The sequence below is a fragment of the Kitasatospora sp. NPDC005856 genome (assembly GCF_040629945.1).
Classification (GTDB): Bacteria; Actinomycetota; Actinomycetes; order Streptomycetales; family Streptomycetaceae; genus Kitasatospora.
On sequence record NZ_JBEXWT010000030.1, the window covers coordinates 1 to 25,954 of the forward strand.

General features: G+C 74.8%; 24 protein-coding genes and 1 tRNA gene. 9 read left to right on the plus strand and 16 right to left on the minus strand.

Translation table 11 applies throughout. The features are described from left to right. Positions 1-274: 274 nt before the first annotated feature. Both ABZ449_RS19500 and ABZ449_RS19505 read right to left on the minus strand, forming a co-directional pair. Entirely contained in the window at positions 275-1,342 is a 1,068-nt protein-coding gene (locus ABZ449_RS19500; protein WP_360347209.1) for a hypothetical protein, read from the minus strand. After that, entirely contained in the window at positions 1,339-2,154 is an 816-nt protein-coding gene (locus ABZ449_RS19505; protein WP_360347347.1) for an RNA polymerase sigma factor, read from the minus strand. The genes ABZ449_RS19500 and ABZ449_RS19505 overlap by 4 nt, the downstream gene beginning before the upstream one ends. 522 nt (positions 2,155-2,676) lie before the next feature. Here ABZ449_RS19505 and ABZ449_RS19510 point away from each other — a divergent pair. The 4 genes from ABZ449_RS19510 to ABZ449_RS19525 all read left to right on the plus strand — a co-directional run bounded on the left by ABZ449_RS19510 (position 2,677) and on the right by ABZ449_RS19525 (position 6,150). Next, positions 2,677-3,423 (plus strand): hypothetical protein, encoded by a 747-nt coding sequence (locus tag ABZ449_RS19510; protein ID WP_360347211.1) that lies wholly within the window; start codon positions 2,677-2,679, stop codon positions 3,421-3,423. 157 nt (positions 3,424-3,580) lie between these two features. Continuing rightward, the gene (locus tag ABZ449_RS19515; protein WP_360347213.1) at positions 3,581-4,363 is read left to right on the plus strand and encodes a VC0807 family protein; all 783 of its coding nucleotides are present in this window, start codon (positions 3,581-3,583) and stop codon (positions 4,361-4,363) included. Between the two features lie 175 nt (positions 4,364-4,538). Then, positions 4,539-5,282 (plus strand): tyrosine-protein phosphatase, encoded by a 744-nt coding sequence (locus tag ABZ449_RS19520; RefSeq protein WP_360347215.1) that lies wholly within the window; start codon positions 4,539-4,541, stop codon positions 5,280-5,282. A gap of 109 nt (positions 5,283-5,391) precedes the next feature. Then, positions 5,392-6,150 carry a Clp protease N-terminal domain-containing protein gene (locus ABZ449_RS19525; RefSeq protein WP_360347217.1) on the plus strand — a complete coding sequence of 253 codons (759 nt, stop codon included), beginning with the start codon at positions 5,392-5,394 and terminating at the stop codon, positions 6,148-6,150. A 55-nt stretch (positions 6,151-6,205) separates the two neighbouring features. On the opposite strand, the gene ABZ449_RS19530 is transcribed toward ABZ449_RS19525, so the two are convergent. The 5 genes from ABZ449_RS19530 to ABZ449_RS19550 all read right to left on the minus strand — a co-directional run bounded on the left by ABZ449_RS19530 (position 6,206) and on the right by ABZ449_RS19550 (position 10,691). Continuing rightward, complete coding sequence (locus ABZ449_RS19530) at positions 6,206-6,697, minus strand: NUDIX hydrolase (RefSeq protein WP_360347219.1); 492 nt, start codon at positions 6,695-6,697, stop codon at positions 6,206-6,208. Positions 6,698-7,090: 393 nt separating this feature from the next. Continuing rightward, a complete protein-coding gene (locus ABZ449_RS19535) occupies positions 7,091-8,197 on the minus strand; it encodes a sigma-70 family RNA polymerase sigma factor (protein ID WP_360347221.1) in 1,107 nt (368 codons plus the stop codon). A gap of 128 nt (positions 8,198-8,325) precedes the next feature. Then, the gene (locus ABZ449_RS19540; RefSeq protein WP_360347223.1) at positions 8,326-9,597 is read right to left on the minus strand and encodes a serine hydrolase domain-containing protein; all 1,272 of its coding nucleotides are present in this window, start codon (positions 9,595-9,597) and stop codon (positions 8,326-8,328) included. Positions 9,598-9,893: 296 nt separating this feature from the next. Then, positions 9,894-10,166 (minus strand): hypothetical protein, encoded by a 273-nt coding sequence (locus tag ABZ449_RS19545; RefSeq protein ID WP_360347225.1) that lies wholly within the window; start codon positions 10,164-10,166, stop codon positions 9,894-9,896. A 258-nt stretch (positions 10,167-10,424) separates the two neighbouring features. Beyond that, positions 10,425-10,691, minus strand: a complete 267-nt coding sequence (locus ABZ449_RS19550; RefSeq protein WP_360347227.1) for a UBP-type zinc finger domain-containing protein — start codon at positions 10,689-10,691, stop codon at positions 10,425-10,427. A gap of 332 nt (positions 10,692-11,023) precedes the next feature. On the opposite strand from ABZ449_RS19550, the gene ABZ449_RS19555 reads away from it, so the two are divergent. Continuing rightward, positions 11,024-11,785, plus strand: a complete 762-nt coding sequence (locus ABZ449_RS19555; RefSeq protein ID WP_360347229.1) for an SDR family oxidoreductase — start codon at positions 11,024-11,026, stop codon at positions 11,783-11,785. A gap of 66 nt (positions 11,786-11,851) precedes the next feature. Continuing rightward, a complete protein-coding gene (locus ABZ449_RS19560) occupies positions 11,852-14,647 on the plus strand; it encodes a lysylphosphatidylglycerol synthase domain-containing protein (RefSeq protein WP_360347231.1) in 2,796 nt (931 codons plus the stop codon). Positions 14,648-14,727: 80 nt separating this feature from the next. Here ABZ449_RS19560 and ABZ449_RS19565 read toward each other — a convergent pair whose 3' ends face one another. Beyond that, on the minus strand, positions 14,728-14,928 hold the full coding sequence (locus ABZ449_RS19565; RefSeq protein WP_360347233.1) for a hypothetical protein: 201 nt from the start codon (positions 14,926-14,928) through the stop codon (positions 14,728-14,730). A gap of 212 nt (positions 14,929-15,140) precedes the next feature. Between ABZ449_RS19565 and ABZ449_RS19570 the strand changes: the two genes are divergently transcribed. The 3 genes from ABZ449_RS19570 (at position 15,141) to ABZ449_RS19580 (ending at position 17,035) form a co-directional block, all read left to right on the plus strand. Then, positions 15,141-15,647 carry a carboxymuconolactone decarboxylase family protein gene (locus tag ABZ449_RS19570; protein WP_360347235.1) on the plus strand — a complete coding sequence of 169 codons (507 nt, stop codon included), beginning with the start codon at positions 15,141-15,143 and terminating at the stop codon, positions 15,645-15,647. A 174-nt stretch (positions 15,648-15,821) separates the two neighbouring features. After that, complete coding sequence (locus ABZ449_RS19575) at positions 15,822-16,466, plus strand: methyltransferase (protein ID WP_360347237.1); 645 nt, start codon at positions 15,822-15,824, stop codon at positions 16,464-16,466. Next, on the plus strand, positions 16,463-17,035 hold the full coding sequence (locus tag ABZ449_RS19580; protein WP_360347239.1) for a TrmH family RNA methyltransferase: 573 nt from the start codon (positions 16,463-16,465) through the stop codon (positions 17,033-17,035). The genes ABZ449_RS19575 and ABZ449_RS19580 overlap by 4 nt, the downstream gene beginning before the upstream one ends. A gap of 136 nt (positions 17,036-17,171) precedes the next feature. Here ABZ449_RS19580 and ABZ449_RS19585 read toward each other — a convergent pair whose 3' ends face one another. From ABZ449_RS19585 to ABZ449_RS19620, 8 genes are all read right to left on the minus strand, one after another. Then, positions 17,172-18,767 (minus strand): hypothetical protein, encoded by a 1,596-nt coding sequence (locus tag ABZ449_RS19585; RefSeq protein ID WP_360347241.1) that lies wholly within the window; start codon positions 18,765-18,767, stop codon positions 17,172-17,174. After that, positions 18,764-19,666 (minus strand): ABC transporter ATP-binding protein, encoded by a 903-nt coding sequence (locus ABZ449_RS19590; protein WP_360347243.1) that lies wholly within the window; start codon positions 19,664-19,666, stop codon positions 18,764-18,766. The genes ABZ449_RS19585 and ABZ449_RS19590 overlap by 4 nt, the downstream gene beginning before the upstream one ends. Before the next feature lie 11 nt (positions 19,667-19,677). Further along, entirely contained in the window at positions 19,678-20,061 is a 384-nt protein-coding gene (locus ABZ449_RS19595) for a hypothetical protein (RefSeq protein WP_360347245.1), read from the minus strand. A 284-nt stretch (positions 20,062-20,345) separates the two neighbouring features. Then, positions 20,346-20,419 (minus strand) — tRNA-Thr (locus tag ABZ449_RS19600). Between the two features lie 80 nt (positions 20,420-20,499). Next, on the minus strand, positions 20,500-21,150 hold the full coding sequence (leuE, locus tag ABZ449_RS19605; protein ID WP_360347247.1) for a leucine efflux protein LeuE: 651 nt from the start codon (positions 21,148-21,150) through the stop codon (positions 20,500-20,502). A gap of 107 nt (positions 21,151-21,257) precedes the next feature. Next, positions 21,258-22,964, minus strand: coding sequence for an alpha/beta hydrolase (locus ABZ449_RS19610; RefSeq protein ID WP_360347249.1), 1,707 nt, complete (start codon positions 22,962-22,964; stop codon positions 21,258-21,260). A 152-nt stretch (positions 22,965-23,116) separates the two neighbouring features. Then, positions 23,117-24,322, minus strand: a complete 1,206-nt coding sequence (locus tag ABZ449_RS19615) for a hypothetical protein (protein WP_360347251.1) — start codon at positions 24,320-24,322, stop codon at positions 23,117-23,119. Between the two features lie 291 nt (positions 24,323-24,613). Beyond that, on the minus strand, positions 24,614-25,825 hold the full coding sequence (locus ABZ449_RS19620; RefSeq protein ID WP_360347349.1) for a DNA polymerase III subunit delta': 1,212 nt from the start codon (positions 25,823-25,825) through the stop codon (positions 24,614-24,616). Positions 25,826-25,954: the final 129 nt, after the last annotated feature.

Below are 25,954 nucleotides of genomic sequence, written 5' to 3' on the forward strand. Positions count from 1 at the left end.
CGTGGAGAGGTGGCAGACGTGCAGCCGGGAGCCGACGTGCGCGGCGAGCAGCACGCGTCCGGGGTGCGCCTGCCGGTCCGGCCGGGGCCGGCCGGGTGGCCGGTCGGCACGGGGGAGCCGACCGGCCACCCGGAGTCTTCGGGTGGTACTGCTTCCTGCTGGTGGTGCAGGTGCTGCGGGTGGTGCTGTTCACTGCGGGTGGTGCGGGTGGTGCTGTTCCGGGTGGGCGGCGAGCCCGGGGGGAGTCGCTCGCCGCCCACCCGGAGTTCTGGGGCTACCTCCCGGCCGACTGTTCGTTCTCGGTCCGGTCGGGCTTGCTCGGGCGGCCGTCCTGCGCGGCGGGGACGGTCGGTACGGGCGGGACGGTCACGCCGGACTTGCCCGGCCTGGTCCCGGCGCCGCCGGTGTCCTCGCCGTTGCCGCCGTTGGCGTCGCCGGTGCCGCCGGTGCCGCCGGTCCGGCCGCCGCCGGTGTTCCCCTTGCCGGTGCCGCTTCCGGCGCCGGGGGCGGTGCCGGTACGGCCGGGGTCGCGCGTCGGGGTGGTGGCGCCCTGGTGGTCGCCGTCCTGGTCGTCGGTCGCGGCCTGGCAGTAGTCCGTCACGTGGTCCGCGCCACCGGCCGCCGCGACCAGCGGGCCGTACAGCGGATCGCCGGCCAGTCGGCTCGGGCGCTCGCCCTTGGCCGTACGGTCGGCGAAGGCGGTGCAGAGGCCGAGCAGCGCGGGCGGGACGGCCGAACGGCCGCGTGCCTCGGCGGAGGGGGTGCCGGGCGTCGCGGGGCCGGACGGGACGACCACCTGCGGTCCGGCGGAGGCGCTGCCGGACGGGCGGGCGGAGCCGGACGCCGCGGCACCGAACGGGGCCACGCCCGCGGACGACCCGGCGACCGCCGAGCCCGACGCCGGGCCGGTGACGCCGCCCTGGTCCGTGAGCCGGTTCTCCGGCGCGGACGGGCCGCCGCCCAGCGCGGCGGGCAGGTTGCCGGTGCCGGCGGCGACGGCGACACCGCACAGCGCGGTGGTGCCGAGCACGACGGCAGTGGCCTTCGTGCTGAAGGCCCTGGCCAGCGCCGCGGTTGCCATCGATCGTCTCCGGACGGGGGTCACTATCGGGTCGGGCGTGAGACGCGCCTCCCGGAACGCGGCCAGGGCTGCCTCCTCCCCGGCCAGTTCGCCTGCCGTCGCGGGGGCGGCAGCCGCGGCCAGCACCCGGGCGAGGTGCCCGGGACCGCCGTCCGGTCCGGTGAGCGAGGCGTCCTGCCCGGCCGACGGGCCGCCCACGGCACCGCCGAGCAGCTGCTCGGCGGCATCACGGTCGATCCGACGGGATCGGTTGGTGCTCATCTCATGTCCTTCAGCGTCGCGGCCCGGCGTTCTGTCACACCCTGCGGAGAACTTTTTTTCGCGGGTTTCCCCGCGGGGCGCCCGGTGGCCTCGCCCGCGCTCCCTCCGGCTGCTGCACCGGCTGCCGTTCCGGGGGTGTTCCCGGAACCGTCGGCGCCCCTGGGGCCCGGTCCGGCCTCGGCCCCGCCCCTGGCCGCGGCGCCGGCCGAAGCCCCGGCCCCGGCCCTCGCCCCGCCGTCCCGGGCGGCCGGGATGCCGCCCCCGGACGCGAGCGGCTCGACCAGCTTGGCCAGCCGCCGCAGCCCCCGGTGGGCGGCCATCCGGACGCTCCCGGCCCGCTTGCCGAGCACCCGGGCGGCGCTCTCCGCGTCCAGCTCCATGACCACCCGCAGCAGTACGGCCTCGGCCTGGTCGCGCGGCAGCCGGGAGATCAGGGCCAGCGCGTCGGCGGTGCCGACCGTCGTCAGCGCCGTGCCCGCGGTGTCGTCCCCCGCCGCCAGCCCGACCAGCTGCTCGAACGGCAGGTCGGCGACCGGACGGCGGCGCCGGGCGCGCAGGTGGTCGAGGGCGCGGTGGCGGGCGACGGTGGCGGCCCAGCCGCGGAAGGCGTCCCCGTCGCCGGAGAAGCCGCGCAGGTCACGGGCGACCTGCAGCCAGGTCTCGGAGGCGATGTCCTCGGCATCCTGGACGTCCTCCGGTCTGCCGCCGACCAGCACCCGCAGGTAGCGCAGCAGGCCCGGTTGGACGGTCCGGAACAGCAGCCGGAACGCCTCCTCGTCCCCGTCCTGCGCGGCCCGGACCGCCTCGGTCAGATCGGGGGGAGCGGGGGCCGGGCCCGGCGGCGGGTCGGCGGGTGTGACTGGTCCGGACCGGCCGCCGGGGCCGTCGGTGCCCGCTCCGGGGCGCTCTGCACTCTGCACCCGCCACATGATGCGCCATTCGGGCGAACACTTCGGCCCCGGCCGAACGACCGGCCCGGCCGGGGCCAAGGTCCCGAGGACTGCTGTCGTTCGCCCGCGGCCCGGACGGGCCCGCCCGACCTACGTTGTCGGTAGGCGAAGCAGTTCGGGCCGCCGGCCCTCCCCCGACGCCGGGTCCGCCGACACACCCGGCCCGCCGACGTGCCCCTTCGCATCCGAGGGCGCACGTACGACCCGTACGGATCCCGGTCGCACGCCCCTGCCCGGTTTGAGCCGTCCCGCCGGGGACCAGCACTGACGGGGACCACCACCGGCACCGGGCCGGGCTGCGCCCCCCGGGCACCGGCCCCGGCAGCACGACCGGCACCGCCACCGGCACCACCGGCACACCACGACCACCAGGGAACGACCGCGATGACGACCGCCCACGAGCTCCATGAGCGCCACGAGCGCCACGAGCGCCATGAGCACCACGAGGTCCATGAGCTCCATGCGAAGGGCCTGCGCGAACACCTCGCGCCCGCCCTGCGCACCCTGGGCCTCCTCGGGTGGCGCCGGACCTTCAGCCTCCCTGACGGGACCCACTGGCTACTGCTCGGCCTGGTCGAGCGCCCCGCCGCCGGCCGGGTGCCCTTCACCTTCGACCTCAGCGTGGTCCGCCGCACCGACTGGACCGCCGCGGCCCTCCCCGGCCACCGGCCCGACCCGCGCACCCGGTACGGCATCGAGACCTGGCGGGCCCGGATCGGCGAGGTCCTGCCGGTCGGCGAGGACGTCTGGTGGGAGGTGCTGCCCGGGCCGCGCTGGCAGCTCCCGCTGGACGACGCCATCGCCGCCGTGCGCCACTACGGCCTGCCGGAGCTGCGGCGCCGGGCCGAGGCGGACCGCGCCCCCACCGGGGAGGCCTACCTCCTCCCCACAGAGCTGGAGGCGGTCAACGCCGCGCTGCCGACCGCCGCGGTGGCCCGGGTGCAGCGCGCCGAGCTGGCCGACGGGGCACTGGTGCTGACCGGCGCCTGGACCCGGGGCGACGGCGTGGCCCGGACCGTCCTGGCGGGCGTCGCACGGGGCTTCCTGTCCGCCGGGGACGAGCGCTTCGGCACCGTCCGCTGCCTGGACACCCTGGGCCGCGAGCTGTGGACCTTCCCCGACGGCGGGTAGAAAGCCGCAGGTCGGAGGCGGTGTCACGGCGTGCACCATGACAGCTGTCACGCGGATGACGCAACGGACGGCACTGCCCTGACGGAGGGTCCGGCGCGAAGACTGGAGGCACGACGCGGGCAGCGGCCCGCAGCCACCAGTCGGGGAGGAACCCACCGTGAGCCAGACCGTCAGTGCCGCCGCCGTCACCAGCACCGTCGCCCTCACCGGCGCCACCCCAGCCACGGCCACGGCCTCCGCTCCCGCCCGGGCCGCCACCACGGGCGCCGCCCACGCCAAGGCGCCCAACCCGCTGGTCGAGGGCCTGCGCCCGCTGGCCCTCGACGTGGCCGCCCCGCTGGCCGGCTACTACCTGCTGCACACGGCCTTCGGCCTGAGCGAGCTCGCCGCGCTGGCCTGGAGCAGCGCCTTCCCGGCCGCCCGGACCGTCCTCGGCCTGCTGGGCGAGCGCAGGCTCAACCTGTGGGCCGCCCTGATGCTGACCGTCAACCTGGCGGGCCTGGCGCTGACCTTCGTCACCGGCGACGCCCGCCTGATGATCGCCAAGGACGGCGGGCTGAGCGGCACCGTGGCGCTGGCGATCCTGGTCTCCGCGCTGATCGGCCGACCGGTGATGACCCCGGTGCTGATGCCCTTCCTCACCAAGGGCCGGCCGGAGCGCGCGGCCGCCTGGCAGCGGCTGGTCGAGGGCCGGGTGGCCGGGTCGCGGGCCTTCCGCCGCCACGAGCGCCTGTTCTCGGGCATCTGGGGCACCGCGCTGCTGACCGAGTGCGCGGCCCGGGTGGCCGGCGCCTTCACCCTGCCGGTGTCGACCATGGCCTGGTTGTCCACCGTCCTCCTGATCGGCGCGATCGTGGCCGGCTCGATGCTCGGCCGGATCGCGGCCGAACCGATGGAGCGGCTGGTCCGCGCCGAGGCCGAGGCCCCGACCGCCGCCTGAACGTCCGGTCCGCCGCCTCTCCGGAGGCCGGTCCGCCGCTTCCCCGGACAGCCGGTCCGCCACCTGCCTGAACAGCCGGTTCCCGGGACTCGAACAGCGAGGAACCATCCGGATCTCCCGGGAGTCGTTCATAACGAGGGGGTAACGGGACCCCCTCGAGGAGAACGGGGAGCCCATGAACCGGACGATGCACGCGCCGAGCAGCACCGAGGACCGCACGCTCGTCTGGGACGGCTGCCTGAACGTCCGCGACCTGGGTGGCCTGCCCACCGCCTCCGGCCGGCTCACCGCCCGCGGCGCGATGGTCCGGGCGGACAACCTGGACCGCCTCACCGCCGAGGGCTGGGACGCCCTGCTCGACCACGGCGTCCGCACCGTGGTCGACCTGCGCGACGCCGAGGAGTACAAGCCGCTCCTCCCGCTCCCCGAGGAGGTCGAGCTGGTCCGCGTCCCGCTGGACGAGCTGGCCGGCCCCGCCTGGTGGGAGGCCCACGGACAGCTGGACGGCACCCCGCTCGCGCTCCGCCCCTACCTGGACCACTGCCCGCACGCCGCCGCCGCGCTGGTCTCCGCGCTCGCCGACGCCCGCCCTGGTGGCGTGGTCGTGCACTGCGGCGCCGGCCGTGACCGCACCGGCCTGGCCGTCCTGCTGCTGCTCGCCCTGGCCGGCGTCGACCGGGCCGCGATCACCGAGGACTACCTGCTGAGCGGCCCCAACGTCCGCCCGTTGTACGGGATGCTCGGCCTGCCGGACCCGTACCGCCGGATCGACGCGGTGCTGGCCGAGGCCGGGACCACCGCCGAGGCCGCCCTGGCGGCCGCGCTCGACGGGTTCGACCCGGCCGGCTACCTGCTGGCGGCGGGCGTCACGCCCGCGCGGATCGCCGCCGTCCGGGAGCGACTGCTGCCCGCCGCGTAGCGCGGGCCTCCGGCGCCTCCGGGGCTCCCTGGAGGACTCCCGAGAAGACTCCGAAGCCATCGTCAACCGATGGTTGACGATCCCCGGATCGACAACCTACGGTTGACGCATGGAGAATCCCGTTGTTCCCAACACCACTCCGCTGCGCCTCGACGACCTGATCGCCGCGATCAAGAAGGTCCACACCGACGCGCTCGACCAGCTCTCCGACGCGGTCATCGCCGCCGACCACCTCGGCGAGCTCGCCGACCACCTCATCGGCCACTTCGTCGACCAGGCCCGCCGCTCCGGCGCCTCCTGGACCGACATCGGCCGCAGCATGGGCGTCAGCAAGCAGGCCGCCCAGAAGCGCTTCGTGCCCAAGGACCCGGGCACCCCGAACGACCTCGACCCCAGCCAGGGCTTCAGCCGGTTCACGCCCCGGGCCCGCAAGGTCGTGGTGGCCTCGCAGGAGGAGGCCCGCAAGGCGGGCAACGCCGAGATCACCACGGAGCACCTGCTGCTCGGCCTGCTCTCCGAGCCCGAGGGCATCGGCGCGAAGGCGCTCGCCGCCCAGGGCGTCACCACGGAGGCCCTGCGGGCGGTGGCCACCGCCGCCCTGCCGACCGCCGTCGACGAGCTGCCCGCGCTGATCCCGTTCGACGCCGAGAGCAAGAAGGCGCTGGAGCTGACCTTCCGCGAGGCGCTCAAGCTCGGACACAACTACGTCGGCACCGAGCACATCCTGCTCGCCCTGCTGGAGCTGGAGAACGGCAAGGGCGTGCTGGCCGGGCTGAGGGTGGACAAGTCCGAGACCGAGACCTTCGTCTCGGAGGCGATCGCCGCCATCATCGCCGCCCGGAACCCGGAGTCCGACGCGCAGCAGTGAGGCACCCCGTGCCCCGGTCCGGGCGCAACCCCCGCCCGGACCGGGGCACTCGCGCTCAGAATCCGGAGACGTGGGTGGTGACGATACGGACCCGGCCGTCCTCGGCCGCCTCCAGCGCCGCCCCCAGCCGGGCCGACCGGGCCGGGCCGAGCAGCTCCAGGGCGTCCCCGACCGACGCCCAGCGGTAGTCGTCCAGCTCACCGGCCGGGACGGTCACGGGGGTGCCGTCCGGGACGGTGCCGAAGTCGAACATGAAGTGCTGGGCGGGGTGGTCGAGTTCGGCCGAGGCGTGGGTCCAGGAGATGGCCAGCAGCTCGCCCGCCTCCCGGACGATGCCGGTCTCCTCCTCCAGCTCGCGCGCGGCGCACTCGACCGGGCCCTCGCCGAGGTCGATCGTGCCACCCGGGAACTGCCAGTGCTCGCGGTACCCGGCCTTCACGATCAGGATCCGGCCGGACTCGTCCCGCAGCAGGCACCCCGCCGCCGCGTAGATCCGGGGCAAGGAGGCCAGCCATTCCTCGCAGGACTTCAGTGGCTCAGCCGTCACGGTGCTCCTCCTGGGGCAGGGTGGGTTCGGTCGCCCCCACTCTGCCACCCGGCCGACGGGTCCAGGCCGCCGAGTTCGGGCCGATGCGTCCGGGCCCATGCGTCCGGGCCGATGCGTCGGCACCGATGAGTCGAGGCCGCCCCGGCAGTCCTGTTGGGCATGGACACCATGGAAGCCGTACCGGAAAGCCCCGTACTGACCTGCGACCTGGGCGCGCTGACCGCCCCCGACCTGGCCGTCGTCGACGCGCTCGCCCGGCTGCGGCTGGCCGCCGCCCGGCACGGAGTGACCGTGGTGCTGCTGAACGCCGACGGCCCGCTGCGCGGACTGCTGGCGTTCAGCGGCCTCTCGGCGCTGCTGCCGGACGCGGCCGGTCCCCAGGACCTCGCGGAGCTACTCGGCGACGGAGTCCGCGGTGACCACGGCGGGCTCGACGAGTTCGACGGTCTCAGCGGGCTCAGCGGGCTCGACGGGCTCGGCGGGCTCGACGGGCTCGGCGGGCTCGGCGTCCGGTTCCCCGACGGGCTCGCCCTCCAGCCGGGGCGAGAGGCCGAAGAGCGGGAAGAGCACGTCGGTGTCCAGGAAGTTGGTGAAGCCGGTGAGCCGCCCCTCTGACACCTCCGGCACGATCAGCGCCCACGGCTCGTACCCGCCCGCCGGGCTCGGCCGGTACTGGCCGAAGGCCGGGCCGCCGTTGGCCGTCACCGGGAGCAGCCGGGAACCGCGGCAGCCGTGTCCGGGGCCCAGCATCCACTCCCGGAGCTCGTCCCACCCGCGCAGCCACATCGAGAACGGCGGCATGTTGAGCGTGACGTCCTCGTGCAGCAGAGCGGCGAGACCGTCCATGTCGTACGCCTCGAAGGCGCGGACGTAACCGTCCAGCAACGCGCGCTGGTCCTCGTCCAGTTCGGGAGCCGGGCGGGCCGCGGAGGTGTCGGCGGCGAGCACCGCCCGCGCCCGCTGGAGCGCGCTGTTGACCGAGGCCACCGTGGTGCCGAGCAGTTCGGCCACCTCGGCGGCCTTCCAGCCGAGCACCTCACGCAGGATCAGCACCGCCCGTTGCCGGGGCGCGAGGCGCTGCAGCACGGCGACGAAGGCCAGCTTGACCGACTCGCGCTGGGCGGCCACCTCGGCCGGGTCCCCCGTCTCGGGCAGCACCCGGCCGTCCGGCGCCGGACCGATCCACGTCACCTCGGGCAACCGGGTGTCGTGCGCCGTGGCCACGGTGACGGGCCCGGCCAGGTCCATCGGCCGGGCCCGGCCGTTGCGGCCGTTCAGCGCGTCCAGGCAGACGTTGGTGGCTATGCGGTACAGCCAGGAGCGCAGCGCGGCCCGCCCCTCGAAGCCCTGGTGCCCGCGCCAGGCGCGGACCATGGTCTCCTGCACCGCGTCCTCGGCCTCGAAGACCGAGCCGAGCATCCGGTAGCAGTAGCCGGTCAGCTCGGTGCGGTACCGCTCCAGCTGGAGCTCGACCGGCTCCTCCGTGATCACGTCGGCCATGGTGCGCCCGCCCCCGTCGTCCTGCCGTGTGCCTGTGCCTGCCCTGGTGAGCGGGACGAACGTAGCGCACCCCACTGACACCGGTGCCACCGGCCGCCGGTGGCACCGGCCTCCCGGGACCGGTCCGCTCAGTGCCGGTCGTACACCTGCCCGGAGCCGAAGCCGGTGGTCACCAGCTTCCACAGGGTGGGGAACTCCTCCCCGGTGATGCCGGTCGGGTTGAGCCCGACGACCACGCTGCGGGAGAAGTCGCGGGTGGCGAAGACGCCGGTGGTGTAGCCGGGCCGGGAGCCGTTCTTGCCCCAGGCCTCGGTCCCGTTCGGCAGGACGGTGCGCAGCAGGCCTGCGGTGCTGTAACAGGCGTGGCCGGCGGTCGGTCCGATCTCGCAGTTCTTGTTGTGGTCGTTCGGCAGGTCCGGGACGGCGAACACCTCGGCCTGCTGGGCGGGCGGCAGCAGGCGGCCGCGGTAGAGCGCCTCGAAGAAGCGCTCCAGGTCGGCGGCGGAGGAGATCATGCCGCCCTCGGCCCACGGGTACGGGCTCTGCTCGGTGACGTCCACCCGGGCGGTGCTGCCGTCGGCGTCGCGGACGTCCACGTAGCCGGCGGCGTGCGGGCCGCGGATGGTCAGGTCCTCGGCGGCCGGGACGTAGGTGGCGCGCAGACCGAGCGGGCCGGTGATGCGCCGCCGCACCTGGTCCGCGTAGTCGTCGCCGGTGACCTTCTCGATCACCAGCGCGGCCACGAAGTAGTTGTTGCCGTTGTACTGCTGGGCGGTGCCGGGCGCGAAGCCCATGGGCTGGGTGAGCATGTCCGCCACCACCTGCTGCGGGCTGTAGTAGGTCGCCCTGTGCGCGGCGAACCACGCCGTGCTGCCGTCCCCGGAGATCATCCCGCCGCCTCCGGGCAGGCCACTGGTGTGGTTGAGCAACTGCCGTACGGTGACCGGCGGGTAGCCGGCCGGCAGCAGTCCGGGCAGGTAGTGCTGGACGGTGCCGTCCAGGTCGACCTTGCCCTCGGCGGCGAGCTGGAGCAGCACCGTCGCGGTGAACACCTTGGTGACGCTGCCGATCCGGAACCGCGCGTTCGCCGGCACGTCCTCCCCCGAGGTGCCGCGCCACCGCGCGCCCGGACCGTCGACCCGGACCAGCGCGCCGGTGACACCGGCGGGCAGGGAGCGGAGGGCCCCGGCGAGCGAATCCCGGTCCAGCGGGCCGGGTTGGGCCGTCGCGGACGCGGGCGGCGCGACGGAGAGCGCGGCGGCGGTGGCGGTGGCGGCCGTGGTGGCCGGAGCCGTCGGAGCGGCCAGGGCCGGGGCCGCGGAGCCGACCATGGCGGCCGCGAGCAGCGCGCCGGCTGCCGCGAGGGTGGACAAACGGCCGGTGCGGGTACGGGTGTTCATGCGGAGACTCTCCAGCGGCGGCTCGCCCGGCCGGAGTCGGGCCACCCCGGTGGGCGGCCCGCCCGGCCGGCAGTGGCTCGGACGGGAGAGAGTCTTCGGGACGCGCCGGGCCATGACATCCGGGAGCACCCCTGAGCGCTCCCCGAGCCACCCCGAACCCGCCCCCGAGAACCTTCCTGACCGCACATCAGGGACGGTCGGCCGCGATCCGGCCGCCCGCCCCTGCGGTGGGATGGCGATGTGGCTGCGGTGAGGTGAGGCGAGGTGCGGCGGGGTGCGGCGGGGCGGGATGCCGCTCAGTGGGCGGAGTGCTTCTCCGCGCCACGGTGCCGGTGCCCCTTGAGTTCGGCGTGCATCGCCGGAGCCGCGTGCATCGTCGCGCCCGGTGCGTCCCTCCCGCCGTGCCGGAAGGACTCGTCGGCGCCGCGCCCGGCGGCGGCGTGGGACAGCACGCCGGCACTCGACATCGGCGCGAGCCGGGCGGGCGGGCTCGCCATGCCGCGGCGTTCCAGCAGCTCCTGGGTGCCTTGGCGGAGCTTGGCGGTACTGCCGAGCATCAGCTTGGTCATCGTCGGCCTCCCTTCGTCGGCCACCGGCCGGGCGGATGCCGGCCGGAGGGGCCGAACGGGCGTTATGTCCGGATTTTATCCGGGTTGCGAGCCCGCGCCACTGCGGAAGGCCGGCGCGGGCGCGGTGCGCGGAAGGCGAGCGCGGGCGCGGTGCGCGGAAGGCGAGCGCGGTGCGCGGGAGACAGGGCGCGGTGCGCGGGAGGCAGGCGCAAGCGCCGCACGCGCGCGCCGTACGGGCGCCGCACCCGCGTGACCGCCTCAGCCCATGACCTCGTGGACGAAGCACCAGCGCCAGTCCTCCCCCGGCTCGTACGAGCGGATCACCGGGTGGGAGGAGTTGTGGAAGTGCGCGGTGGCGTGCCGCTGCGGAGAGAAGTCGCAGCAGCCGATGTGGCCGCAGTCCAGGCAGATCCGCAGATGCACCCAGTCCCGACGGCCCTGCTCCAGACAGTCGGCGCAGCCGTCGGCGGGCGGCCGGGGCTCGATGTCCTGAGGGGCCAGAGCGAGGTCTTCGCAGGCGCTCATGACTGAAAGGCTATGCCGCCCCGGCACGCAGCGCCCGCTCACGGCGCTCCCGCCCCCTCGGCTCCGATCTCTCCCGGTGCGGGTCCGGCCTGCGCGGAGGAAGCCCCCGGGTGTCCTCCGTGCCCGGCGGATCGGCCGCGGACGGGCGACTCCGAGGCTGGTACCGCCGTTCCCGGGTTCCCCCGTCCCGGGTTCCCCCGGCCCAGGCTCCCCCGCCCCGGGACGAGTGGTCCCGGGCAGGGAGCACCCGGGAGCGGCGCAGCCCTGGGCAGCCGCTCGCAGCCCCGCTCAGAGTGGTCGGCACCAGCCCGACCGATCCTCTGGAGCCCCCTGTGAACCCCCCGTCCCTCGCCGCCCGCACCGCCGTCGTCACCGGAGCCGCCAGCGGCATGGGCGCGGCCACCGCCCGGCTGCTCGCCGCCTCCGGCGCCCGCGTCGCCCTGCTCGCCCGCCGCACCGAGCGGCTGGACGCCCTCGCCGCCGAGATCGCCGCCACGGGCGGGCAGGCGCTGGCCGTCACCGCCGACATCACCGACCAGGCCTCGGTGGACGCCGCCGCGAAGGCCGTCCACCACGCGTACGGCCCGGCCGACCTGGTGGTCAACAACGCCGGGGTGATGCTCCCCAACCCGCTCTCCGACGGCCGGATCGACGAGTGGACGCGCATGGTCGACACCAATCTCACCGGTGCGCTGCGGATCGTCCGCGCCTTCGCCCCCGACCTCACCGCGGCCGCCGCCGAGGGGCGCGCCGCCGACCTGGTCAACGTCTCCTCGATCGCCTCGCACGTGGTCTTCCCCGACTACGCCGTGTACGGGGCCACCAAGGCCGCGCTCACCCAGCTGTCCGCCGCCCTGCGCAGCGAGTTCGGCCCGCGCGACGTCCGGGTCAGCGCGATCGAGCCCGGTCTGACCGACACCGAACTCGCCGGGCACGTCGACAACCCGGTGCTGCGCGAACAGCTCGGCGACATGTTCGCCGCCATCCCCGCACTCGGGGCCGAGGACATCGCCGACCTCATCGCCTACACCGTCAGCCGCCCCCGGCACGTCAACCTGCGTCACCTGGTCGTCCTGCCGACCCGGCAGGCGTAGGGCCACGTCGGCCCGGCTGGGGAATCCCCGCTCCGCGCCCACGGGCGGCATGGGAGCATGCCATCCGTGGCGATCGTGACGGGGAGAACGAACGGCGACACCGGCGGGGGCGACCCCGGCGGTGCGCCCGCGCAGCGGAAACGCGGCACGGGGACGCGTGACAGCGGCGGCAGAAGCGGCAGAAGCGGCACGGGGACGGGGACGGGGGACACCGACGGCAGCGCCGGAACGGCCCCCGCCCGGATACCCGAGCAGGCCGGCCCCGGCCGGTTCCGGGCCCGCCCGCTGCCCGCCACCGACCGGGTCCGGCAGCCCGTCGCCCTGATCCGGCTGCTCGGCGGCCTGTTCGCGGTCGCCCTCACCCTGCTGCTCGCCGACTACGCCCGCGCCACCACCGAAGGCATCGCCGCCGACGTCGCCGAGGCGGCCGCCCTGGTGCCGCGCCCGCTCGCCGGACTGACCGGCGGGCTCAGCACCGCCGCCGTCCTGCTGCTCCCGGTCGGCCTCGCCGCCCGCCGGCTGCTGGGCCCCGACCGGCGACGCGCCCTCCAACAGGTCTCCGACGGGCTGCTCGCCGCCGTCCTCGCGTACGGCGCCACCCTCGGACTGGACCTGTGGGCCGAAGCCCTCGCCCCGGCCTCGCTGCTCTCCGCGCTCACCCAGCCGCTGCCCGGCGGCGGGCTCGGGCACACCGAGTCGGTCTACGGCTACCTCGCGCCGGTCCTCGCGTTCATGACCGCCTCCGGCAGCCGGGAGCGCCGCCTGCCCTGGACCGTCCTCGCCCTCTCCGGCCTCGCCGGACTGATCGGCGGGTACGCCACCCCCACCGCGCTCCTGCTCGGACTGCTCATCGGCTGGACCGTCGCCCACGGCACCCTGTACGCGGTCGGCACCCCCGACCCCTGTCCCCGGCCCGGCGAGGTCCTGCGCGCCCTGCGCGAGAGTGGCCTGCGCCCGGTCGAGGCCCAGCCCTCCGGCCCCGACCGCTACCGGGTCCGGCAGACCGACGGCCGCCCCGACCTCGACGTCCAGCTCCTCGACCGGCAGGCCGTCACCGCCGCCGCCGTCCAGCGCGCCTGGCGCCGGCTGCGCCTGCGCACCGCCCCCGACCCGCGCGTCCTGCGCTCCCCGCGCACCGGACTGGAGCACGAGGCCCTGGTCACGTACGCGGCCCTCGCAGCCGGCGTCCGCACCCGCCGCATCGCCACCACCGCGGGCATCGGCCAGGACACCGCCCTCATCGCGTACGAGCGGCTGGCCGGACGCACCCTCGACGAACTCGACGACGAGGAGATCACCGACGAGCTGCTCACCGACGCCTGGCGACAGCTCGCCCTGCTCCAACGCCGCGAGATCGCCCACCGCGCCCTCGTCCCCTCCTCCCTCCTGATCGACGGCTCCGGCACCGTGCACCTGGTCGACTTCGCCGACGGCGACATCGCCGCCACCGAACTCGTCCTCTGCTGCGACCTCGCCCAGCTCCTCACCACCCTCGCCCTCCGCGCCGGCGCCGCCCGCTCCGTCCGCACGGCCACCGCCGTCCTCGGCCCCGACCCGGTCGGCGCCGCCCTCCCGCTCCTCCAGCCCATCGCCCTCACCCACACCACCCGCCGCGCCCTCAAACAGCACGCCAAACGCACCGCCGCCCCGGCCGACGGCGCCGGGCGCGCCCCCGCCACGGACCCCCGACCCACGGCCGCAGCCTCAGAAGCCCGGCCAACCGCCCCCACCACCGCTCCCCTGCCCGCCCCCACAGGTGCGCCCTCCGCGACAGCCGCCACCGCCGCTGTCACCGCCACCGCCACCGCCACCGCCACCGAGCCGGATCCCCAGCACGGTGCCCCCGCCCCCGGCGGCCTGCTCGACGAGATCCGCGCGGAGGTCCTCCGCATCCGCCCGCAGGTGGTGGGCCGGCCGGTGCGGCTGGAGCGGCTGCGGCCACGGACCCTGCTGGTCGTCGTGGGCGGAGTGGTGGCCGGCTGGCTGCTGATCCCGCAGCTGTTCGCGGCGGAGGACAACCCGATCTCCGCGCTGGCGGACGCCGATCCCTGGTGGCTGCTGCTGGCGCTGGTGGCGGCGACGACGAGCCATGTCGCCGCGGCGATGGGCTTCGTCGGTTTCGTGCCGGAGCGGCTGAACTTCCGCAACGCGGTGCTGGCGCAGGTGGCCGGGTCGTTCGTCAAGCTGGTGTCGCCCGGCGGCGTCGGCGGGGTCGCGCTGAACACCCGGCTGTTGCAGCGGGCGGGCATCCCCACCGCGCAGGCGCTGTCCAGCGTCGGCGTGGGGACGCTGATCGGGCTGGTGCTGCACCTGCTGCAGCTGGGGGCCTTCGTCTACCTGCTGGGCTTCGAGCCCGGCGGCTCCGAGCTGGACGCGCTGCCCGCGGTGGTCGCCGGACTGGCGGGGGCGGTGGCGCTGCTTGCGGTGGTGTCGGCGATCCCGGTGGCCCGGCGGTGGCTGGCGACGCGGTTGCGCCCGCTGGCCGCCGAGGTGCTGCCGCGCCTGCTGGACCTGCTGCGCAGCCCGACCCGGCTGGCGGTGGGCGTGACCGGCCAGCTCCTGGTGTCGATCTGCCTGATCGCCTGCCTGTACTGCTGTGCCCGGGCGATCGGCCGGGAGCCGTCCTTCGCCTCGGTCGCGGTGGTGTTCCTGGTGGGCAACGCGGTGGGCAGCGCGGCGCCGACCCCGGGCGGAGCCGGTGCGGTGGACGGGATGCTGATCACGCTGCTCCAGCAGACCGCCTCGATGGAAGGTGGCGGCGCGCTGGCCGCGGTGGCGCTGTACCGCCTGCTGACGCTGATCCTGCCGGTGCTGCCGGGCTGGGCGGCCTTCGTCTGGCTGCAACGCCGCCGGGCCCTGTAGCCGGGGCGGGGCGGGACGGGGCGGGGACGGGGCGGGATGGGGGACCGGGCCCACTGCCGGTCCCGTCCATCGCCCGTCGGCTACTCCCGGTACTCCTCCTCGTCGTGCCGGACCGCCCGCGTCTGTTCCACGACGTCCGCGACGTCGGTCGCGGGGTCCGCACCGAGGGAGCGGCGTTCGGCCACCTCGTCGTACGTGTCGCCCTCGGGTGCCTTCTCGTCGGGCTCGACGGTCTCGGTGGTCTCCTCGATCAGGTATTCCTCGTGCTGTTCCTGCGGCATGGCATCCGTCCTCACTGTTCGGAGGCCTTCACGGGCCCGGCTGGCGTACTGGCAGTATCCGCCGCCCGGCGCCGGGACGCGACGTGCCGACACCGCTCCGGCGTGTTGCCGGGGCCTCCGCGATCCCCTGGCCCGACCGGCCTGATTGACCCACGGAACCGCGTCCTGAATGACCCAGGGAACGGGTTCATTCCGCGCCTAGGGTCAGAGCCATGACGACGAACGAGAGCCCCCGGACCACCCCGGCCACCACCGCCACTGCCGCCACTCCCGAGGCCCCCGCCCGCCTCGACTACGCCCGCACCGCTCCCAAGGCGTTCCGCGCGATGATCGCCCTGGACGCCGCCGCTCGCGAGGGCCTGGACCCGGCCCTGGTCGAGCTCGTCCAGATGCGCACCTCCCAGCTGAACGGCTGCGCGTACTGCCTGGACATGCACGCCAAGGACGCCCGCAAGGCCGGCGAGACCGACGAGCGGATCTACCTGCTGCCGGTCTGGCCGGAGGCCCCGGCCGGGGTGTACACCGAGCGCGAGCGGGCCGCCCTGGCGCTGGCCGAGGAGATCACCCGGATCGGCGGAGGCGTCTCGGACGCGGTGTACGCCCGGGCCGCCGCGCACTTCGCGGAGGCCGAGCTGGCGCAGCTGATCTCGGTCTGCTTCACGATCAACGCCTGGAACCGCATCAACGTGGCCACCCGCAAGACCCCCGGCACCGCCTGACCGCACCAGCTCCCGCGCCGCAGGTCCGGCCGCCGTCCGCACCCCGTCCGCACCCCCGTCCGGAACACGGTCCGAAACGCCGTCCTGGCCACCGGGGGTACGATCGGTGCCGTACAAAGGGCTAACCCACACCCACCCGGTGGCCCCGAGGCCCTTACGAACGACGGGGAAATCATGTCCGGCTCGCACTACTTCACCGGTGCACCCGAGGTGGCCAGCGACCGCCGGCCGATCACGGTCTCCCTGCCGGACCTCACCCTGGAACTGACCACCGACACCGGGGTGTTCTCCCGCAGCCGGCTCGACCCGTGCACCCGGATCCTGCTGGAGCACGCCCCGCAGCCGCGGGTGCGCGGCCCGATCCTGGACATCGGCTGCGGCTACGGTCCGATCGCACTGACGTGGGCGAGCCGCCGCAAGCGCCTCCCGGTCTGGGCGGTGGACGTCAACGAGCGCGCCCTGGAGCTGGTCCGGCTGAACGCCGAGTCGCTGGGGCTCGGCAACGTCCAGGCCGCCCTGCCCGACGACGTCCCCGAGGACGTCCGCTTCGCCACCATCTACTCCAACCCGCCGATCCGGATCGGCAAGGCCGCGCTGCGCCGCCTGCTCACGCACTGGCTCGACCGGCTGACCCCGGACGGCTCGGCGTTCCTGGTGGTGCAGAAGCACCTGGGCTCGGACTCGCTCCAGAAGTGGCTGAACGAGCAGGGCTACCCGACCACGCGGGTCACGTCGGTCAACGGGTGCCGGATTCTGGAAGCGCGGCCCCGCCCCGAGGTGGGCGAGGGCTCCGAGAGTGGACGAGGTACGACGACGTGAAGCAGCTGCGCGGGACCGAACTGAAGCGTCTGCACCGCTCGTGGCGGCGCAGCAACGAGTTCCGGCTCGCGATGATCCTGGAGAACCTCCAGTCGCCGTTCAACGTCGGCTCGGTGGTCCGCACCGGCGCGGCGATGGGCGCCGAGAAGCTGTACCTGATCGGGGACACCCCGTCGGTGCGCTCGTCCGGCGCGCAGAAGGCCGCGATGGGCACCGACAAGTACCTGAAGGTGGAGCACTTCCCGACCGTCGCCGAGGCCGTCGCTGCGGCCAAGGCGGACGGCTTCAAGGTCGTCGGCCTGGAGCTGGCGGACGAGGCGGTGCCGATGTTCGCCGCGGAGCTGACCCCGGCGGTGGCCTTCGTGCTCGGGCACGAGGACCGCGGGATCACGCCCGAGGCGCTGGCGCTCTGCGACCAGGTGGTGTTCGTGCCGCAGCTGGGCCGGGTCGGTTCGCTGAACGTCTCGGCGGCCGCGACGGTGGCCTGCTACGAGGCGCGCCGGCAGGGCTACGCGATCAGCGGCGCCCCGGAGGGCGACCTCGCGGGCGATCTCGGCGACGACGAGTAGCCGCGCAACACCCCTGAGCACCAGGTGAGCCCGGGCCGTCCGCCGATGGCCCGGGCTCCCGGCCAAGGTCGGTCCCTGCCTCAGCCCCTCCCCTCCCCTCCCCTCCCCTCCCCTCCCCTCCCCTCCCCTCTCCGGCTCAGCCCTTGACGTTCCGTCGGGCCGCGCCGACCAGGAACACCCCTGCGAGCAGCGCCGCGGACAGCGTCCCGACCAGCAGCGGAGCGGGGCCTGCCGGGCTGCCGTTCACGCGCACGGCGCCCATGAAGTCGAGCGCGGCGACGTTGTTGACGAGCACCCACCAGAGCGGCAGGTAGACCGCCTGGAAGAGCCGGTGGCTCCGGCTCACCACGCCGAGCGCCATGGCCAGCGACGGGACGAACAGCGCGCCGCCGACCCAACTGGCCGTTCCCGCACCGTCGCCCGCCACCAGCATGCGTATCAGCGGGGCCGCACCCGTCACCGCCGTGAGCACCAGCCCGGACGCCCACTCGGCGAGCAGCCGGCGCCGGGCGGACGGGTAGGCGCCGAGCAGCACCTCCAGGCCGCTCTCGGCCTGCTGGCTGCCGAGCCGGGACCAGATCAGCACCGGCCACAGCCAGGCCAGGGGCAGCAGCAGCCCGGTGACGGCGTTCATCGGCAGTGCCAGCCCGGCAACCGTCAGCCCGGCCGCGACCAGCCACCACCAGCGCGAGACGCCCTGCACCAGGATGCGGAGCTCGCCCGCCAGCAGCCGCCCGAACGCCCCGGCCCGCCGCGGTTCGGTCTGCGGCAGGACGCCCGGTGCGCTCCCCCAGCGTGCCCCCGCGGGCTCCGTCCCGTCCGACACGGACGCTTCTCCGGCCGCCCGTCGGGCGTCTGGCACCGGGGCGGCAGCCGTCCCGGAACCACGCGCAGGATCGAACCTGCCGAACCACAGGGCCGGCAGCAGCGCCACGACGAACGCCGCCAGCACCAGCGCCAGCCGACCGAGGACAAAGCCCGAGGACGGGTCGAACCCCTCCCACCGGAAGGTGTCCAGCGGCTTGTCGACCTTGGTCAGCCCGAGGCTGAACCCGCCCGGGTCGACCGTCCCGTGCTGGGCCTCCAGCGCCGCACCCATCGATCCCGCGACCTGGTGCACACCGAGTCCGTCGAGCGGCGCGGAGGCCGACTGCCCGCCGATCGCGAGCACCATGGCCAGCACGAACCAGACGACGTTCCCGACGCCGCCCCGCAGCAGCGGCACCGTCTCGAACAGCAGCGCCGCCGCCGCCGTGACCGCCATCAGGGGCAGCGCGAGCAGCAGGAACGGCTCCACCAGGACTATCGGGTCGACGGTGCGGTCCTCACCCCTGGCGAGCTGCATCAGCAGCGCGGTGACAACCAGCACGCCGACCATGGAGGCCAGCACCAGCAGATTGCTCAGGAACTTGGCCAGGAGGTAGCGGGAGGTGCGCAGCGGGGTGGCGGCGAGGATCTGTCCGACCCCGGTCGTCTCGTCCCGCGCGATGCCGCTGCGCACCACGTGGAAACCGCCGAAGGTGAGCCAGAGCGCACCGGCCAGCGCCGTGACCGCACCGACGTAGGCGCTGTTGTAGACGCCCCGGTTCCCGGCCACGTCCATGATCGTCCAGTGGCCGCCCGCGTCCGGTACGGCCAGGTAGCCGAGCCCGACCGCGGCGAGCAGCGTCACCGCGTACACCGGCCGGCGCACCCGGTCGCGGAAGTCGCCGACCGCCAGTCCTGCGATCATCGGCGCACCGCCCCCTGCTCGGCCCGGATCCGCTCGCCCGAGCGGTGGATGACGCCCAGGTAGGCGTCCTCCAGATCGGGCACCACCGGGACCGCGTCCACCCACGGCTGCCCGGCGGCGATCACCCGCAGCCGCACGCCGCTCCCCGTCCGCACCATCCGGCTGACCACGTGGCGCGCCTGCACGGCCTGCACCTCGGCCGGATCGACCACGGCCTCCCACACCTGCCCGTCGATCTCCCGGAGCAACTCGTCGGGCGCCCCCCGGCGCAGCAGCCGACCGTGTGCGACCACGGCGATGTCGGAGGCCACCGACTCCACGTCGGAGACGATGTGGGTCGACAGCATCACGACCCGCTCGGCCGCGAGTTCACTGAGCAGGTTGCGAAAGCGCACCCGCTCCTCCGGGTCCAGCCCGGCGGTCGGCTCGTCGACCACGATCACCCTCGGATCGGCCAGCAGTGCCTGCGCGATGCCGACCCGACGGAGCATGCCGCCCGAGTACGTGCCGAGCGGACGCTTGACCGCCTCGGTCAGGTTGACCAGCTCGATCAGCTCGTCGATCCTCGCCCGGGCGGACCGGGCACCGATCCCCTTGGCCGCCGCCAGGTACGACAGGAACTCCCGCGAGGTCAGGTTCGGGTAGACCCCGAAGTCCTGTGGCAGGTAGCCGAGTTCCCGACGCAACCGGTCCGGCTCCGCCACCACGTCGACACCCTCGTACCGAAGCTGCCCACCGGTGGGCCGGGTGACCGTCGCCACGATGCGCATCAACGACGACTTCCCCGCCCCGTTCGGCCCCAACAGCCCCACCATCCCGGGCCCGAGCCGCATCGTGATGCCGTCGACGGCCCGCTTGCCGCCCTTGTAGACCTTGGTGACGTCGACCAGTTCGAGCATGCTCCCCGCCTTCACCCCTTGAGCTCCGTCTCGCGCCCGTCCCGCAGCACCGCGACCCCCTTGGGCACCTCGACCCGGTACTTCGCATCGCAGTTGGCCAGCCCCGAGCACCCCGCACGGAGCTCTAGGACGCCGTCCCGCAACGTCCAGGACTCCTTGGCGCTGCCGACCTTCCCGCTCGTGTCGAACCACCGGGTGACCTTCACGTCCTTCCGGTCCACCGCGACGAGGTCCGCCGGAGCACCGTGCGACTTCACGTCCAGACTCCGCCCCGCGAACTCGAACGTCTTGTCCTCCGGCGTGGCGTCCATGGCATCGGCACAACCGGTCAGCGACACCAGCGCGGCCACCCCGAGAACGACCAGCCCGTATCCCGATCTCGCACGTCGGTCCACCTCACCCTCCTTGCGGCCGTGGTCGGATGCGCCACTCCGGGCGCCTTTCCTGAGGCACGTGAACACGCTCGCAAGCCTGGCCGATCCGAGGACTCCTGCCATCTGCCGTTCGGCATAGATCCGCGACGGACCGGCCGGCCGGCTGGCCGATTCGGCCCAGGCGGGGGCAGCGGCAAGGGCGATGGCGACAGCGGCCAGGACGGGGCAGCGGCTCGCGCCCGCCGCCGCACGACGAAGACGACGGAAGGCCCGGTCAGCGAACTGACCGGGCCTTCCGATTCCTGAGCCGCCTGCGGGATTCGAACCCGCGACCTACGCATTACGAGTGCGTTGCTCTGGCCAACTGAGCTAAGGCGGCACCGTTGCCGTGTGTGGCGGCAACGCGGGCCAGTCTACACAGGTTCGCGGGTGATCCGTACTCGGTATCCGGGGCCGGGGTCAGGCGGAGGAGACGGCGAGCTTGGCGGCGAAGCCGGCGAAGAGGACGGCGACGCCGCTGGTGAGGGTGGCGGAGAGGCGCTTGCGGCGGCGGAAGGCGGTGGCGAGGGTGGTGCCCGCGAAGATCAGGAGGGAGAGGTAGAGGAAGCTGAAGGTCTGGAGGATGCCGCCGAGGAGGGCGAAGGAGAGGGCGGGCCGGCCGTAGGACGGATCGACGAACTGGGTGAAGAAGGAGAGCAGGAAGAGGATGGCCTTCGGGTTGAGGAGGCTGATCACCAGGGCGCGGCGGAAGGGGTTCTCGGTGCTCTCGGGGGCCGGCTCGGCGGTGGGGTCGGCCGCGGCGCGACGCTCGCGCCAGAGCTGGCGGGCGGCGCGGAGCATGCCGTAGCCGATCCAGAGGAGGTAGGCGGCGCCGCCGAACTTGACCACCGCGAAGACGGCCGGGTTGGCCTTGAGCAGGGAGGCCGCGCCCAGCGAGGTGAGGCTGATCAGGGTGAGGTCGCCGATGAAGACGCCGGCCGCGGCCCGGTAGCCGGTGCGGATGCCCTTGCGGGCCGCGACGGACAGGACGTACAGGGAGTTGGGGCCGGGCAGCAGGATGATGACGAGGGCGCCGAGGACGTACGTCGCCAGGTCGTTGACTCCGAGCACGATGAGCTCCGGGGCGGGAGAGGGTGGAGGGGGCGCTCATCGTAACGTCGCACCGGCAATCGGTTGAAGTCAAAACCACCTGTTGATCGGCCGGTGCCGGGCGCGCCCTACCGCTCGCAGCGCCTGCCCTGCTCCGGAGCCTCCCCGGTCAGCAGGAAACGGTTCACCGCGTCGTCCACGCAGCTGCTGTGCCGGCCGTACGCGGTGTGGCCGTCGCCGTCGAAGGTGAGCAGGCGGCCGGACTCCAGCTGGCCGGCCAGCGACTGCGCCCAGGCGTACGGGGTGGCCGGGTCGCGGGTGGTGCCGATGACGACGATCGGGGCGGCGCCGGCAGCCCGGATGGTGTGCGCCGCACCGGTGGCCGGGACCGGCCAGTAGGTGCAGGTCAAGGCCATCCAGGCCATGTCGCGCCCGAAGTGCGGCGAGACCCGCTCGAACTCCGGCACCGCCCGCTGGACGTCCTCCGGCCCGTGGAACGGGGCGGGCAGGTCGAGGCAGTTCACCGCGGTGTTGGCGAACATCAGGTTGGGGTACGAGCCGTCCGGCTCGCGCCCGTAGTAGTCGTCGGAGAGCTTCAGCAGGCCGGTGCCGTCGCCGGCCTTGGCGTCGGTGAGCGCGGCGCGCAGCTTGGGCCACAGGAAGTCGGCGTACATGGCCTCGATGACGCCGGTGGTCGCCTGGGACTCGGTGAGCCGACGGCCGGCCTCGGTGGTGGGCATCGAGGCGGTGCGGACTCCCCCGAGCAGGGCCGTGAGCTGCTCGCCGACCTGCTGCTCGGTGCGGCCGAGCGGGCAGTCCTCGCGCTTGGCGCAGTCCTGGGCGAAGGCGGCCCAGGCGGTCTCGAAGCCGCCCGCCTGGGTGCGGTTGCCGGTGACGGAGTCGAGCGCCGGGTCCATCGCGCCGTCCAGCACCAGCCGCCCGACCCGGCTCGGGAACAGCCCGGCGTAGGTGGCGCCGAGGAAGGTGCCGTAGGACTTGCCGACGAAGTTCAGCTTCTCGTCGCCGAGCAGGGCGCGCAGCACGTCCATGTCGCGAGCGCCCTCGACGGTGCTGAGGTGGCCGAGCGCCGCCCCGGCCTGCTTCCGGCAGCCCTCGGCGAACTCCTTGTCGGCCGCGATCAGCGCGTCGATCCCCTGCTGGTCGCCGGGCGTCAGGCCGATGGCGGTGTAGGCGTCCATCCGGTCGCCGCTCAGGCAGCTGACGGGGTTGCTGCGGCCCACCCCGCGCGGGTCGAGGCCGACCAGGTCGTAGCGGGCCCGCACACCGTGGTCGTACGTCCGGGCGGCGGCCTCCAGGTACTCGATCGCCGAGCCACCGGGGCCGCCCGGGTTGAGCAGCAGGGATCCGAGCCGCGCGCCCTGGGAGGCGGAGGCCGAGGGGGCGGGGGAAGCGTTCCCTGGGCCCGACGTCTCCGCCGCCGCGCGGGCGGCGGCGAGGGTGAGGTCCCCGTCCCCCGGGTGGTCGTAGTCCAGCGGCACCCGGAACGTCGTGCACTCGAACCCGCTGTCGCAGGGTTGCCAGACGGGACGTTGCGCGTAGTACGGCGCGAGTGCGGCCGGGACGGCGGCGGGCAGCGGCTCCAGCGGAGTGGCGCCGGGCCGCTCGACCGCGCCGGCCGAGGGCGTGCCGGAGGCCGCCGGATCCGAAGAGGAAGCCGTCGGTGGCCCGGACGGATCCGCGCTGCAACCGCCCGCCAGCAGCCCGACGACGACCAGCGCCGCAGCCAGCGCCCGTGCCCGGGGTCGCGCCGCAGCCAGCGCCCGTGCCGATGCCCGCGCCTGCGTCTGCGTCTGTGTCCGCCCGAACGCCCTCATCCGCCACCTCTCCGCAGTCGACCAGCACGTGGAAGAACCGAAGGAACACCGAAGGAAACCCGAAGGAGCTCCGAAGAGGAGCACCGGAGGAAACGCCACTGCCCGGCACCCGCCCCGGGGTACCGGGCAGCGTAGCGCCGCCGGACCTGCCCTCAGGACGCCTTGGCCAGCGCCTCGGCCAGGAATTGCGCCGCCTGACGGACCAGCCGCAGCCGCTCGCGCTCCGGCGTGAAGTCCTGCACGTTGTCCGAGATCCGCACCTCGGCCCTGCCCGCCGGTCCGGGGCCGGCCTTCAGCGCGGCCTGGAGCTTGCGGGCCGCGTCCAGCCCGGCGGAGTCGCCCCTGGCGGCGGCCAGCAGCAGCTTGGCGGCGCTGCCGGCCGGGGCCTCGGCGCCGGTCTGGGTGAGCGCGGTGGCGTCGTACCGGCCGGACACCGCCGCGGCCGCGCCGTACAGGTCGGGCCGGGACAGTCCGGCGGCGGCCGCGCAGGGTGCGCCGCCCTCGACCCCGAGGGTGCCCCAGGAGGCCGGGCCAGGCGGCAGGGTCCGGAAGGAGGTCGCGATGGTGGTGCGCAGCGTCGCGTCGTCGGCGACGGCGGCCGGGGCGGCGGCGACCAGCTCGCAGGGGTGCGCGGTGCCGTTCGGAGCCTCGGGGGCGACCAGGATGAACGGGTGGGACTTGCCGCCCTGGAGGGCCGAACCGATGCCCTCGAAGACGTCCGGGACCTCGGCGTCGGCGGTCTTCAGGGGTGTGGCGGCCTGCATCACGACGACCGGGAAGCGGGCGTTCGGCTCCTTGGCGTACTGCGGCGGAAGCCAGACCCGGATGTTGCGGGGGTGGCCGTCGGGGCCGAGCACGGCGGACTGGAGCAGCTCGCCCCCGCCGGGGTGGCCGACGCTGTCGAAGCGGCTGACCATGGCGGGGGCCGCAGCGGGGGCCGCGGCAGCTGCGGCGGCGGAAGGCGCGGCAGCGGGGGCGGCGGCCGGCTCGGTGGCCACGGGCGGCGCCGCCTGCTGCTGGCGGCCCGCCGTCCCCGAACCGGTCCCGGCACCCGCTTCCGCGCCCGAACCCGAGACCGAACCCGCCGCGTCCACGACCGGCTCCGCCCGGTCCGGCTCCTGGGTGTCCCGGCCCGGGCCGCCGAAGGCACCGAGCGCGGTGAGCACCGTCAGGGCGGTGACGCACACTCCGCAGAGCATCGCCCCGGCCGCCCGCAGCAGCATCGGCCAGCGATCGCCGGCCAGCTCGTAGGTCTCGGCGGCACGCAGGTCGCGCCAGCGCTGTTGGGCACCCCGGGCCAGCCAGATCCCGCCGAGGGCGGCGGCCAGCAAGGGGATGACGAGGAGCGAACGAACCACGGGACGCACCACCTCTGGAGGGGGTCGCGCCGAACCGGACCCGGCGCGTACGGGAGCCGACCGCCCCGGCAGCGGGCGCAGTCGGCCCCCAGCGTGCACAACGGGTGGACGGTCACACGACGGTGTGCCCGGCGAGTGTCGCTCGTTCACTCGAAAGTGGGATGGCGCACCGGCTCCGGGAGGCGTAGAACCCCGGAGCCGGAGAGGCGTGGGAGTCCGAAGCCGGAGACGCGTGGGAGCCCGAAGCCGGAGACGCGTAGGCCCCGAACCGGAACCGGCCCCGGCCGGCACTCAGCCCGCGCGCAGCGCTACCGTCATCGCCTCGACCGCGAGCAGCGGGTCGACGTTGCGGTCCAGCGCCTGGCGGCAGGCCAGCACCGCCTCGATCCGCCGCAGCGTGCTCTCCGCCGGCCCGGCCTGGGCCACCCGGTTCAGCGCCTGCCGCTGGTCCTCGTTGGCGAGCGCGCCGGTGGAGCCCAGCTGGATGGCGAGCACGTCCCGGTAGAAGCCCAGCAGGTCGAGCAGGGCGACGCCGAGGGTCTCCCGGCGGGTGCGGGTGGCCCGGCTCTTCTGCCGCTTCTCGAGTTCCTTGACCGCGCCGGCCATGCCGCGCGGCGCCTTTCCTCCCTCGGAGGCGCCGTAGGCGGCCTTGAGGTCGTCCGTCTCCTTGGCGTCCTGGGTCTCGGCGAGCGCCTCGGCGTCGGCCTTGGCGGTGTCGACCAGGCGCTGGGCGGCGGTCAGGCAGCCGCCGATGTCGCCGACCTCCAGCGGGATGCGCAGCACCTCCGTCCGGCGCGTGCGGGCCTGTTCGTCGACGGCGAGGCGGCGCGAGCGCTCGATGTCACCCTGTCCGGCGAGCGCGGCGAGCCGGGCGGTCTCCGGGTCGACGCCGTCGCGGCGGACCAGCGTGTCGGCGACCGCCTCGGCCGCGGGGGTGCGCAGCACCAGCAGGCGGCAGCGCGAGCGGATGGTCGGCAGGACGTCCTGGACGGAGGGGGCGCACAGCAGCCAGACGGTGCGCGGGGAGGGCTCCTCCACGCCCTTGAGCAGCGCGTTCGCGGCGGCCTCGGTGAGCCGGTGGGCGGCGTCCACCAGGATCACCGACCAGCGGCCGCCGGTCGGGTAGCTGGAGGCGCGCATCACCAGGTCGCGCATGTCGCCGACACCGATGGAGAGGCCGTCGGTGCGGACGTACTTCACGTCGGCGTGGCTGCCGGCCAGCACGGTGTGGCAGCCGTCGCAGAACCCGCAGCCGGGCGTGCCGCCGAGCGCGAGGTCGGGGCTGGTGCACTGGAGGGCGGCGGCGAAGGCGCGTGCGGCGGTGACCTGCCCGGCGCCGGGCGGGCCGGTGAACAGCCACGCGTGCGTCATCAGGGAGGCGTTCGCGCCCTCGACCGGGGCGGCCCCGCGACCGGCCTCGACCGTCGCCCCGGCCGCCCGGGCGGCGGCGGTCAGCTGCTCGACCACCCGCTCCTGGCCCACCAGGTCGTCCCAGACGGCCACTGCTGCTCCCAAGCTCCGTACGGCAGCGCCCGTCGTGGCGCCTCTTCCCCGCCGTCGAGCATACGTCTCCGCTCCGACACCCACTGCTCCGTCCGGGTCACGGCGGGACGGAGAGGCGGGCCGTCAGGG